The following is a 12,381-nucleotide window of genomic DNA, read 5'->3' as shown; positions in this document are numbered from 1 at the left end:
GTGGCGATGAGTGGTCAGCAGTCGTTGGGGGAGCCCGGCGAGTACGTCGACAAGGCCAAGGACTACGCGAAGGAGCACCCGGACCAGGCCCGGAGCGCCATCGAGCGCCTCGAGGACCTCGTCGACGAGCGCACGGGTGGGAGGTTCAAGGACGCCGTCGACTCCGGGGGTGACTTCCTCGAGGACCAGCTGGGTCTGCCCGACCCGCAGCCGGCCCCCGGGCCGTCGCCGGAGCCGGTGCCCGCACCGGAGCCGGTGCCCGCGCCGACGCCGCCGCCCTCACCCGCGCCGCCGCCGGTCCCGACCCCCGACCCGGGGTCGACGCCCGATGCCCCGGCCCCCGGGCCGAACCCGGACGTCCCGGCTCCCGTTCCGTCCGAGCCCTCGGCCACCGACCCGTCGCGCGAGCCGAGCCTGCCCGAGCCGCTGCCCGGCAGCACGCCTGAGGTCCCGGCACCCAACCCCGCGCCCGGGACGCCCGACGATCCCGAGCCGCGACGCGACGACGCCGACCCGCAGCCCCTCGTCCCCGGCCAGTAGGAGGTTCGGCTTGAGCAGGCGCGGCGACGTAGCGCGGATCAACGAAGCTTGAGCCATCACTCCCGGGCACCTCCGCGCCGCTGGGCATTAGCCGGTCCGCCGTCCGCGCGCTAGGACCAACGGGCTCGCGCTAGTACCAACGGGCTAGTGACAGCGCAGGGCGCCTGCACCCATCGTGAGGACATGTCAGATCGCCGAGCGGCGGATCCAGGGGCAGGGCATGTCGACGACGCCGGTGCGACGCGTGGTCGTGGGAATGCACCGCGGATCGCGGCGCTGATCCGACGGGTTGCCGGAACCGTCGTGGGCCGCGAGGTGGTGCTCGTCACGTTGATGGCGGTCGCGGTCACCTTGAGTGCGTTCTCGGTGTGGCAGGCCACGCGCGCGTCGGATCTCGCCGATGACGTGACGAGTAGTCGTCGCGCTGCTCTCGTTCAGCAACAGATGTGGGCCGCGCAGCTCCAGACGTACGTCGATCACGACGTCCGCACTGTGGCGCAGTACTGCTCGACGCTCGTGGCGTTCGAGGCAGAGCGATACAAGCTGCTCGGACCCGATCCGGATGGCTCGGGCGTCCTTCCGGTGCAGGTGGCACTGCAGTCCCTGAACTCGCAGATGTTGGGTGGAGACGCAGAGAGCGCCTGTCCCCGTACCGGCGAAAGCACGTCGTCCGGCATGCGAGCCCTCGGTTCCTGGGCGCTGTCCGTCATGCCGCAGTACCCAGGGATCGAGGTCGACAGCGCGCCCCGTCTGGCCGATCTCAACGCGCGTGAGTACGGCTTGATGACGGCCGGCCTGGCCTTCAGCCTCGCGCTCTTCGGGCTGGTGGGCGTCGATGTCCTCAGCGACAGGCGCCACCGCCCTCGACGCATCTCGCCGCGGGGGCTGAGGATGCTCCTCCACGTGGCCTTGGCCATGGCCGTGAGCGCAATCGCCTCGGGACTCGTGCTGCTGGTCTGGTTCGGGGAGGGGGCGGCCGTGGGAGCGGGACTCGGCCTTGTCCTGACGGTCTTGGTGGTGCAGTGGTGGCTCGATCGTCGTCACGTCGGTCCTCGTTGGAGCCTGCAGCGCCCGCACTGGTGGGCGGAGGTCGCGGCTGCCCTCACGGTCGTGGCGTTCTCCGCAACGGCCATCGGGCTTTCGTTGTCGACGGGTGCGGAGCGGTCGCTTCGCGCGACCGCCGACAACCAGCGGTCACTCACTGCAGCGTTGGCTCACCGTGGCCACGCTCAGGCGCTGTGGGACCTGTCGGCCGCTCACGAGGTCGCGGTTCTCGACGCACGCGTCGCTGCCGCCAATCTTCGTGGGGACTACGGCGAAGCGGAGGCGACCGATCAGCTGCGTGGGACCCGGGAGACGTTCGTGGACTCTCTCGTCGCCGCGGTCGGCCAGCCGGCCCTCGCCTTCTCCGCCCCATCGGACTGCCCGACGAGAGCGGGGTCACGTTCTGACGCTCGATCGGTCCTTGACTCGCTCCGCCAGGATGACGACGGCGCAGTGCGCCACATCTTCGCCTCACAGAAGCCTGCCTTCCTCTGCGCGACGTTGGCCGACAGGTCCAACCAGTCCGCCGACGGCTGGTCCTCGCGCTCCTCCAGCTACACCGTGGCGTTGGTGCTGCTCGGACTCTCCGGTTTCCTGCTCGCCCTGGCCTCGGACGGGGGACGTACCCGACGCATGTCATCCCGCCTGCTGCTCGTGGGGATCACGGGGGCTGCCCTCGGATCGGTCGTGGCGGTGACGGTCCCGGTCGGCGCCGCGATCGGCGACGGGCGGCTCAGGGCCGCCGAGGAGGTCGAGTTCGCCCGCGATGTCGCTGAGGCGAGGATCGGTGTCTGTGACCAAGAGATCCTGGATCGGGCCATCGAACGGACCTCAGGCTACGGCCCGGCTTACGCCCAGCGCGCCCTGGCACGGGCGTGCGAGAACGCGGCGATCCCGGCGGCCGGGGTGTTGTCATCAGAGCTCCGTCCGGAGGTGTTGAGCGACTTCACGGCTGACCTCGCCACGGCGGTGGACCTCGGTCCGCGGACTCCCGGCGCGCTCCTGAACTTCGGCTGGGCCCTGATCCTGTCCGGCTTGAACGAGGGCGCCGCTGATGCCGATGCCCTGCTGCGCAGAGGTTTCGGGCTTACCCGATCAGCCGTCACCCAGCTGGAGTCCCATCAGGCGTCGGCGGGGACAACCCTTCACGCGGGGCGCTTCAACGCGGCCCTGGCGCGGGCGGCGCTCGGTGACACTGATGGCGCCGCGACCGACTACCGACGAGCTGTTCGGTGCCTCAACGTGGGTGCGATGTGTCCGGGTGGCGGCATCGGCGACGCATCGTCACGGTTGCAGACGGCGTTGTGGGCCTTGGCGGACATCGAGCTGCTTGATGACGAACGGGACATCGGGGCGCTGCAGGAGGTGGTCGTGTCAGCCCTTGCCGTAGACCGCGGCGATGTCCCGAGGCTTGCTGACGCAACGTTGGACGTGTTCCCCCAGGAGGTGAGGGTCAGCACGGAGGAGCAGGCCGACGGCAACATCAGCGTCGTGTGGTACTTCCGACCTTCGAAGGACGTCCGGTGGGGGGTCTTGGATGACGCGAGTCAGGCCACTGTCATTCCCGGCGACCACCTGAATCGGCTGATCGCAACGGAAGTCGCGCTACCTGAGGGCGAATACCGCGCCGATCTGTTCAGTCGCGGTCGCAAGATCCAGACGGTGGAGAAGACGCGCGCCAACACCGGAGTGTCCCAGCGTGTGTCGACCGAGGAGCTGTCCCTCACTGCCGTGGTTCCCGACACCTGGACCGCAGAGACCCAGTACGCGGGGACGGACTGGGCGGCGACGCCGCACGCGGACGGAGACACCGGCCTGTGGGTGCACCGGTCGGAGGGATACATCCCCGAAGGGGACGTAGCCGAGGAGCTGGATGCCACGCTGCAGCAGTGGCTCGAGGACACGGTCGGCCCGGAGATGACCGAGCGGCCGCATGACCTCTCGCGCGGCTTCTTCGTGGGACTGGAGAGCCCCCGGGTGTGGAAGTCGGAGGACGGGTCTCTCCTGGCAGGTATCGGTGTGAGTTCGTACACCCCCGACGTCAACTGTGGGGGCAGCTTGGTCATGGCGGCGGTGTCGTTGTCCGCAGGGGAGAGCGAGCTCGTGCGTGAGGTCTTCAACTCCCTCGTCGCCGAGAAGACCGTGCCGCCGCTCGCCGATCTCGACCGTGTGCAGGCCACGGACTTCGCGATCGACGTCCCGGAGAACTGGGTTGGCGCCCGGAGGCCGCTTGGTGTGGACGACAGAGACGTCCAAGCGCGTGAGTGCTTCAGCGGAAGCAACATCCTGGTCACCGCAGAGGACGACGTCACCTCTGTCAATGAGGTCGTGGACGGGATGGTGGCCGAGTATCGGTCGGACAGCACGTTCCAGGACTTCGCGCTCGTCCAGCGACGTCGGGTTCAGGTGGCCGGCGCAGCCGACGCCGTAGAGATCGCGTTCACGTGGACCTCCAGCGACAACGGGCCCGTCATGCAGCGCCAACTCTGCGCATCCAACGGAGCGACGATGGTCTATGTGACGTCGACGTCGACTGCTCCTGTCGAGGCCGAGTGGCAGACAGCGACCGACGAAGCGTTCGCCTCCCTCGCCCTCACCCGTCGAGGTTGACTCCGCGAACGAGTCAGCCCTGGGGGTCGGTGATGTCGCAGAGGATGGCGCCGTTGGTGACGGTGGCACCGATGGTGGCGGTGAGGTTGGTGATGGTGCCGGTCTTGTGGGCGGTGAGGGGTTGTTCCATCTTCATGGCTTCGAGGACGACCACGAGGTCGCCGGCGGTGACGGTGTCGCCGTTGGTGACGGCGACCTTGACGATGGTGCCTTGCATGGGGGCGGTCAGGGAGTTGCCGGAGGCGGCGGCGCCGGTCGTGGTGCCGGCGCTGCGGCGGGGGGCTTTCTGACGTGACCCGCCACCGGTGCCGCCGCCGGTGCTGGTGGTGAGGCCGGCGGGGAGGGTGACCTCGAGGCGTTTGCCGTCGACCTCGACGACGACGGTCTGGCGCTCGGCGGCCTCGGGCGCGTCGGCCGGGCCGCCCGCGAACGGATCGATGGTGTTGTCGAACTCGGTCTCGATCCAGCGGGTGTGCACGGTGAACGGCGCGTCGGGGTCGGTCGGGGCGAACGCGGGGTCGGTGACGACGGCGCGGTGGAAGGGCAGCACGGTGGGCATGCCCTCGATGACGAGCTCGGCCAGGGCGCGGCGGGCCCGCTGCAGGGCCTGGGTGCGGGTGGCGCCGGTCACGACGAGCTTGGCGATCATCGAGTCGAACGCGCCGGCGACGGTGTCGCCCTCGACGATCCCGGCGTCCCAGCGCACGCCGGGGCCGGTCGGCACCGTCATCCGGGTGACCGTGCCGGGCGCCGGGAGGAAGCCGCGGCCGGCGTCCTCGCCGTTGATGCGGAACTCGATGGAGTGCGCGTGCGGGGCCGGGTCGGGGTAGCCGATGGGTTCGCCGTCGGCGATGCGCAGCTGCTCACGCACCAGGTCGATCCCGGTGACCTCCTCGGAGACCGGGTGCTCGACCTGCAGGCGGGTGTTGACCTCCAGGAAGGAGATGTCGCCCTGCGGCCCGATCAGGAACTCGCAGGTCCCGGCGCCGACGTACCCGGCCGCGGTCAGGATCTCCTTGGACGCCCGGACCAGCTCGGCGTGCTGCTCAGGCGTGAGGAACGGGGCGGGGGCCTCCTCGACGAGCTTCTGGTTGCGGCGCTGGAGCGAGCAGTCGCGGGTGGAGACCACGACGACGGTGCCGTGGGTGTCGGCCAGGCACTGGGTCTCCACGTGCCGCGGGTGGTCCAGGAACCGCTCGACGAAGCACTCCCCGCGCCCGAACGCGGTGACCGCCTCACGCACCGCGGACTCGAACAGCTCGGGGATCTCCTCCATGGTGCGCGCGACCTTCAGGCCGCGCCCGCCACCGCCGTACGCGGCCTTGATAGCCACCGGCAGGCCGTGCTCGGCCGCGAACGCCACGACCTCCTCGGGCCCGGCCACCGGGTCCGCGGTGCCGGGCACCAGCGGGGCGTTGGCGGCCAGCGCGATGTGGCGCGCCTTGACCTTGTCACCGAGGGAGTCGATGGCCTCGGGGCCGGGTCCGATCCAGGTCAGCCCCGCGTCGATCACCTTCTGCGCGAACTCGGCGTTCTCGGCGAGGAAGCCGTACCCCGGGTGCACCGCATCCGCCCCCGCCCGGTGGGCGACCTCGATCAGCTTGTCCTGCAGCAGGTACGAATCCGCCGGGGTCGACCCCCCCAACGCGTACGCCTCGTCGGCGACGCGCACGTGGAGGGCGTCGCGGTCGGGGTCGGCGTACACGGCGACCGAGCGGACGCCGTGGTCACGGCAGGCGCGGGCGATGCGCACCGCGATCTCCCCCCGGTTCGCGATGAGGACACTGGTGATGGCCATGGCCCGGACTCTAGCGGGAGGTGAGCTGCCGCCCGGGGTGGCCCGGATGCGTCACGCGCCACTCTCGCGACCGGTACCGGACCCCCGGCGGGCTCCGTGCCGCCATGGGTGAACGAACGTCCGTGACCACCGCCGACGGCCCGGTCGAGGCCTACCTCGCCGGCGAGCCGGGCGGCCCCGGCGTCCTCTTCTACGTCGACGCGATCGGCCTGCGCCCGCGCACCCAGGAGATGGCCGACCGGATCGCGTCGTGGGGGTACGTCGTCCTCGTCCCCCACGTCTTCCACCGGTGGGGGAGTGCCGCCGATCTCGCGCCGACCCAGGACCTGCGCGAGCCGGGAGCCCGCGAGGCGTTCTTCGCCGGCGGGGTCATGGACCGCGTCCGCGACCTCACCCCCGACCTCGCCGAGAACGATGCCGTGGCCTGGCTCACCGCCCTGGCCACGCACTCGGGCGGCGGTCGCGTCGGTGTCACGGGCTACTGCATGGGCGCCCGTCTCGCCGTCCGCACCGCGGGCTGGCACCCCGACCGGCTGCGCGCGGTGGGCGGCTGGCACGGGGGCGGCCTCGCCACCGAGGCGCCGGACAGCCCGCACCACGCCATCGCGGCGTCCCGTGCCGAGTTCGTCTTCGGCCACGCCGACCACGACCGCTCGATGCCGCCGGAGGCCGTCTCCGCCCTCGGTGCCGCCCTCGTCGCCGCGGGTCGCCCCCACCGCAACGAGGTCTACGAGGGCGCCGCCCACGGGTACACGATGGCCGACACCTCGGCCTTCGACGAGGCCGCGACGGAGCGGCACTTCGCCGAGCTGCGCGCCCTCCTCGACCGCACCCTGCGGCAGCAGGACTGACCGGGCAGGTCGGTCACACGCCGAGGGAGGACGCGAGCCGGCCGAGCAGCGTGCCGAGCGTGGCGCGCTCGTCGACGTCGAGCGCGCCGAGCAGCCGGGCCTCGTTGGCGACGTGGTCGCCCATCGCGGCGTCGATGACGCGGCGCCCCTCGGCCGTGAGGGCGACGGTCCGCGAGCGCCCGTCCGTGTCGCTCGGGCGACGGGTCACGAGCCCACGGACCTCGAGGCGGTCGAGCCGCTTCGAGACCGCGCCGGACGTCACGAGCGTCCGCTCCCCGAGCTCACCGGGGGTCAGCGCGTACGGCTCGCCCTGGCGCCGCAGCGTCGCGAGGACGTCGAAGTCGCCCTCCCCGAGCCCGTGCCGGGCATAGACCGCCACGAGCTCGGGGGTCAGGGCGTTCGCGACGCGGTGGACGCGCCCGATGACGAGGAGGGGCGAGACGTCGAGGTCGGGCCGCTCGGTCCGCCACTGCTCGACGACGTGGGCGACGTGGTCCGTGCCGTGGTCCATGGCGAGGAATGTATCTTCCATGGAAGGTATTATCTCTTCCATGGAAGACACCTCGCCGGGTCTCGGCACGGTCGCGCTCACCGCGGTTCCCGCGATGGTGTGGGGCTCGACCTACGCCGTGACCCAGCTCTGGCTGCCGCCGGACCGCCCCTTCTTCGCGGCGGCCGCGCGGGTCCTGCCGGCCGGGCTGCTCCTCCTCCTGTGGGTGCACCGCCTCCCACGCGGCCGGTGGTGGGGGCGGTCCCTCGTCCTCGGGTCCCTCAACCACGGCCTGTTCTTCGCGCTGCTCTACGTCGGGGCCTACCGGCTGCCGAGCGGCCTCGGCTCGACGCTCACCGCGCTGTCGCCCCTCGTCGTCATGGGGGTGGCCTTCCTCGTCCTCGGTGAGCGCCAGGCCCGCGTCACCGTCCTCGCCGCGGTCGCGGGGGTCGGCGGCGTCCTCGCCCTCGTGTGGCAGACCGGACGGGCAGGCGCCGGCACGGTCGACCCGGTCGGGGTCGCGGCCGTGGTCGGCGCGGTGGTCTCCTCGTCGGTCGGGTTCGTCCTCGTCAAGCGATGGGCGCCGCCCACCGACGTCCTGACGACGACCTCGTGGCAGCTCGTCGCCGGGGGTCTGCTCCTCCTGCCGGTGGCCTGGTTCGGCGAGGGGGCCCCGCCCGCCCTCGACCTGCCCGCCGTCGCCGCCCTCGGCTACCTCGGCCTCGCCGGGACGGCGCTCGGCTACGTCCTGTGGTTCCGCGGGCTCACCCGGATGGACGCCGGCGCCGTCGCGGTCGTCGGGCTGGTCAACCCCGTGGTGGGGACCGCGCTCGGCGTCGCCCTGCTCGGCGAGCCGTTCGGCGGCGTGCACCTCGGCGCCGTCGCCGTCACCCTGGGCGGCGTCCTCCTCGCCCAGGCCCCCGTGCGCCGAGCGCTGCGCCGCCGGGTGCCGGGAGCGCTCCGCCGGGGGCGGTCGCCCCGTGGGGCGGCCGCCGTGCCTACGGTGGAGGCATGCCAACCGTGAGCACCACCGCCCTGACCACGCCCACCGGCCCGGTGGAGATCCCGACGATCGGCTTCGGCGTCTGGCAGGTGCCCGACGACGAGGTCACCGCCGCCGTCCTCGCGGCCCTCGACGCCGGGTACCGCCACGTCGACACCGCCGCCGTGTACGGCAACGAGGCCGGCGTCGGTCGTGCCCTCGCCGAGACCGACGTCGACCGCGACGACGTCTTCGTCACGACGAAGGTCTGGAACTCCGACCAGGGCCGCGACGCCACGCTCGCGGCCTTCGACGCCTCGATGGAGCGGCTCGGCCTCGACGTCCTCGACCTCTACCTCATCCACTGGCCGACGCCGCGCCACGACCGCTACGTCGACACCTGGCGCGCCCTCCAGGAGCTGCGGTCCTCAGGCCGGGTCCGCGCGATCGGCGTCTGCAACTTCCATGCCGAGCACCTCCAGCGGCTCCACGACGAGACGGGGGAGTGGCCGAGCATCAACCAGATCGAGCTGCACCCCTACCTCCAGCAGGGGCCGCTGCGGGCGTTCGGCGCCCAGCGCGGCATCGTCACCGAGTCGTGGAGCCCCCTCGCGTCCGGGAAGCGCGTCCTCGACGACCCCGTCATCGGGCGGATCGCCGGCGAGCGCGGCGCCACGCCGGCCCAGGTCGTCATCGCCTGGCACCTCGCCCACGACCTCGTCGTCCTCCCGAAGTCCGTGACGCCCTCGCGGATCGTCGAGAACCTCGCGGCGACGGAGCTGCGGCTGACGGGAGCCGACCTCGAGGCGATCGAGGCGCTCGACAACGGCTTCCGCACCGGCCCGAACCCCGAGGAGTTCCACGGCGGCTGACCGGCGTGACACGTCCTGAGTAGGCGTGCTCATGGCCGGAGGAGGGCCAGCGGGAGGACCATGGGTCAGCACCGACGACGGTGCCTGCCCGGCCCCCCGAGGAGCACGCGATGACCGCGCCGCCCACCACCGCCCCCGACGCTCCCGCCCACCGCGACCCCGCCGTCCACGCCGCGAGCCCCTCGCAGCTGCACTGGCTCGAGACCGAGCTCCGGGCGTGGCACGCCGAGGGTCTCGTCGACGACGCCACGGCGAGCGCCATCCGCCGCCGGTACGTCGAGGTCCGCAAGGTCACTTTGGCGCGCATCGTCCTCACCCTCGGCGCCTGCTTCGTCGGCCTCGGCCTCATCTGGCTCGTCGCGTCGAACCTCGACCAGCTGCCCCCGCTCGGCCGCTTCGCCCTCGTCGTCGCGATCTGGCTCGGGCTCGTCGCGGCGGCCGAGGTGCTCGCCACCCGTCGGGACCGCGAGGGAGACGTCGCCTCGCCCGTCGTCGGGGCGGCACGCCTCCTCGCCGCCGGGGCGTTCGGTGCCGTCGTGTTCCAGGCGGCCCAGAGCCTCCAGGTCCCCGCGTACGAGCCGCTGCTCGTCGGCGTGTGGGGCCTCGGGGCGGTGCTGTGGGCGTACGCGGTCCGCGGGGTGGCGCCGCTCGTGCTCGGGGTCGTCCTCCTCGCCGTCTGGTTCGTGTGGCAGGTCGGTTCCGCCGCCGACGACGCCTTCTCCCTCTCGACGGCGATCGCCGCCGCCGGGCTCGCCGCCGTGGCCGTCGGGGTCGGTACCGCGGTGCTCGGTCGCCTCGAGCTGGCTCCCCCGTGGCGCGAGGTCGGTGCCGTGCTCGTCCTCCTCGCGCTGTTCATGGCCGCACTGCCCTACGAGTGGGGCGACTCGGGCCCGGTCTGGGTGCTCTGGGTCGGGACGGGTGTGGCCGTCGTCCTCGCGGTGCTCGCCGCGTTGCGGGGCGACCGGGTCGACCGGCTCGAGGTGGCCCTGGCCGCCCTGGGACTGTCGCTCACCGTCGGCCTCGGCCTCTGGCGCTACGACGCCGACTCCCTCCAGCCCGACGACCTCTCGGCCGGCGCGTGGGTTCGGGCCTTCCTCGCCGTCGCCGCCTACCTCGTCGTCGCCAGCGGGTACGCCGTCCTCGGGGGGATGCGCGACACCGGCCGGCTCACCTGGCTGGCCACGGCCGCCCTCGTCGTCTTCGTCACGACGCAGGCGTTCGCGGTGTTCGCCCCGATCCTGTCGGGGGCGACCCTCTTCCTCGTCGTGGGCGTCGTGCTCCTCGCCACGGGCGTCCTCGCCGACCGCGGCCGACGACGGCTCGTGCGCGAGGCGAAGGAGGCCCTGTCGTGACCACGCCCACCGCCACCGTCCCGCCCACGCCACCGTCGCCCGAGGTCGAGCCCGGCGACGGCACAGCCCGCCGCCGCGTCCTCGTCCTCGCGGTCGTCGTCGTCCAGGTCCTCCTCGTCGTCGTCGCCGTGTGGGCGCCTTTGTCGGCGCGGCTCACCGGCGAGGAGATCCGGTTGCGGGTCGCGCCCGTCGACCCGATGGACCCCTTCCGCGGCGCCTACGTCGACCTGTCGTACCCCGACCTGCCCGGCCGGCCCGTCCTGGACCGCGAGCCGACCGACGCGGAGATCGCGGCGGCGGAGGAGGCACGGGGGGAGGCCTGGATCCCCCTGACGCGTCAGGGCGACGTGTGGGTCGGCGGTCCCGCCCTGCGCAGCCGGCCCGACGAGGGCCTGTTCCTGCGCTGCGACGACTCGAGCTGGCAGCTGGAGTGCGGGATCGAGAGCTGGTTCCTCCCGCAGGACGACGCCCTCGCCCTCGAGGACGCGGTGCGCGACGGCACGGCCGTCGCGACCGTCAAGGTCGACGGCAGGGGGAACGCGGCCCTCGTCGGCGTCGACCCCCGCTGAGCACTGCGGCAGGATGCGTCGCATGAGCAGCGACGCCGCCGACCGCGCCCAGCGCACCCTCGAGGAGGGCATCTCCACGGACTTCACGACGGCGATGTCCTACGGGGACTACCTCGACCTCGGGACGCTGCTGTCGGCCCAGCACCCCCGCAGCGAGCCCGCGCAGCACGACGAGCTGCTCTTCATCATCCAGCACCAGGTCGCCGAGCTGTGGATGAAGCTGCTGCTCCACGAGCTGCACTCGGCCCGCGCCCTGCTCGCCTCCGACGAGCTGGCGCCGGCGCTCAAGCGGCTCGCCCGCGTCAAGCACGTGCAGAAGCAGCTCGTCGAGCAGTGGGACGTCCTCGCCACGCTGACCCCCAGCGAGTACGCGCAGATCCGCCCGTTCCTCGCGACGAGCTCCGGCTTCCAGAGCCACCAGTACCGGTCGGTCGAGTTCCTCCTCGGCAACAAGAACGCCGACATGGTGCGGGTGTTCGAGCACTCGCCGACCGAGCACGCCGCCCTCGAGGAGCTGCTCGGGCAGCCGACGCTCTACGACGAGTTCCTCCGCTACCTCGCCCGCCGGGGCTACGGGGTGCCGGAGGCGGTCCTCGGGCGCGACGTCACCCAGCCCTACCGGGTGTCCGAGGACCTCGTCGACCTCTTCGCCACCGTGTACGCCGACCCCTCCGAGCACTGGGGCGTCTACGAGACGTGCGAGGAGCTCGTCGACATCGAGGACCTGTTCCAGCAGTGGCGCTTCCGGCACCTCCAGGTCGTCTCGCGCACCATCGGGATGCGCCAGGGGACGGGTGGCTCGAGCGGGGTCGACTTCCTGCGGCGGGCGCTCGACCTCACCTTCTTCCCCGAGCTCTACGCCGTCCGCGCCCGCGTCTGAGCCCTGGCGAAGGATGGCTCGTGGCCCCTCGGCGCCGAGGTCACGGGGCGCGGAGCCATCCTTCGTGCCGGCCGTCCCCGACGAGGCGCTCCAGCCGACGACGGGTGCGCGATGCCGACGGCTCGACGAGATCGTGGGCGGTGATGCCCACGTAGGTCCACGGACCGGAGCTGCTCCGTCGTCGCCAGGCGTCGACGCAGGATGACGTCGGCGGCGGCCATGAGGTCCGGTGCCGACCAGTCGGCGCAGAGGTCGCACCAGGTGTCGAGCACCGACGTCACGCGGACGCCGGCACGCTGGACGACGGCGCGGGTCTCGAGTCCCCGGTGGGTCCGACAGCCGGCCCTCGTCACGGGTGGACGGTCCGTCGGCCTCATGGTGTCGAGGGGTTCG

General features: G+C 72.4%; 10 protein-coding genes. 8 read left to right on the top strand and 2 right to left on the bottom strand.

Features of this window, described 5'->3' with window-relative positions:
• Positions 1-6: 6 nt before the first annotated feature.
• Positions 7-540, top strand: a complete 534-nt coding sequence (locus ACFWN3_RS05255; protein WP_377644114.1) for an Rv0909 family putative TA system antitoxin — start codon at positions 7-9, stop codon at positions 538-540.
• A gap of 183 nt (positions 541-723) precedes the next feature.
• Positions 724-4,194 carry a hypothetical protein gene (locus ACFWN3_RS05250; protein WP_377644112.1) on the top strand — a complete coding sequence of 1,157 codons (3,471 nt, stop codon included), beginning with the start codon at positions 724-726 and terminating at the stop codon, positions 4,192-4,194.
• A gap of 13 nt (positions 4,195-4,207) precedes the next feature.
• Here ACFWN3_RS05250 and ACFWN3_RS05245 read toward each other — a convergent pair whose 3' ends face one another.
• A complete protein-coding gene (locus ACFWN3_RS05245; RefSeq protein WP_377644110.1) occupies positions 4,208-5,992 on the bottom strand; it encodes an acetyl/propionyl/methylcrotonyl-CoA carboxylase subunit alpha in 1,785 nt (594 codons plus the stop codon).
• 122 nt (positions 5,993-6,114) lie between these two features.
• Between ACFWN3_RS05245 and ACFWN3_RS05240 the strand changes: the two genes are divergently transcribed.
• Positions 6,115-6,843, top strand: coding sequence for a dienelactone hydrolase family protein (locus tag ACFWN3_RS05240; protein ID WP_377644108.1), 729 nt, complete (start codon positions 6,115-6,117; stop codon positions 6,841-6,843).
• Positions 6,844-6,856: 13 nt separating this feature from the next.
• Here ACFWN3_RS05240 and ACFWN3_RS05235 read toward each other — a convergent pair whose 3' ends face one another.
• On the bottom strand, positions 6,857-7,375 hold the full coding sequence (locus ACFWN3_RS05235) for a MarR family winged helix-turn-helix transcriptional regulator (RefSeq protein ID WP_377644106.1): 519 nt from the start codon (positions 7,373-7,375) through the stop codon (positions 6,857-6,859).
• A gap of 19 nt (positions 7,376-7,394) precedes the next feature.
• Between ACFWN3_RS05235 and ACFWN3_RS05230 the strand changes: the two genes are divergently transcribed.
• From ACFWN3_RS05230 to ACFWN3_RS05210, 5 genes are all read left to right on the top strand, one after another.
• Entirely contained in the window at positions 7,395-8,357 is a 963-nt protein-coding gene (locus ACFWN3_RS05230) for a DMT family transporter (protein ID WP_377644104.1), read from the top strand.
• Entirely contained in the window at positions 8,345-9,187 is an 843-nt protein-coding gene (locus tag ACFWN3_RS05225) for an aldo/keto reductase (protein ID WP_377644102.1), read from the top strand. Before ACFWN3_RS05230 ends, ACFWN3_RS05225 begins: the two co-directional genes overlap by 13 nt.
• A 110-nt stretch (positions 9,188-9,297) precedes the next feature.
• The gene (locus ACFWN3_RS05220; protein WP_377644100.1) at positions 9,298-10,539 is read left to right on the top strand and encodes a DUF2157 domain-containing protein; all 1,242 of its coding nucleotides are present in this window, start codon (positions 9,298-9,300) and stop codon (positions 10,537-10,539) included.
• A complete protein-coding gene (locus tag ACFWN3_RS05215; RefSeq protein ID WP_377644098.1) occupies positions 10,536-11,108 on the top strand; it encodes a GDYXXLXY domain-containing protein in 573 nt (190 codons plus the stop codon). The genes ACFWN3_RS05220 and ACFWN3_RS05215 overlap by 4 nt, the downstream gene beginning before the upstream one ends.
• A 22-nt stretch (positions 11,109-11,130) precedes the next feature.
• Positions 11,131-11,988, top strand: a complete 858-nt coding sequence (locus tag ACFWN3_RS05210) for a tryptophan 2,3-dioxygenase (protein WP_377644096.1) — start codon at positions 11,131-11,133, stop codon at positions 11,986-11,988.
• Positions 11,989-12,381 lie beyond the last annotated feature (393 nt).

The sequence above is a fragment of the Oryzobacter terrae genome, assembly GCF_042756445.1.
GTDB classification, from domain to species: Bacteria; Actinomycetota; Actinomycetes; order Actinomycetales; family Dermatophilaceae; genus Oryzobacter; species Oryzobacter terrae.
The sequence above is the reverse complement of the archived record's forward strand: the minus strand, read 5'-3'. Positions and strand labels throughout refer to the sequence as shown.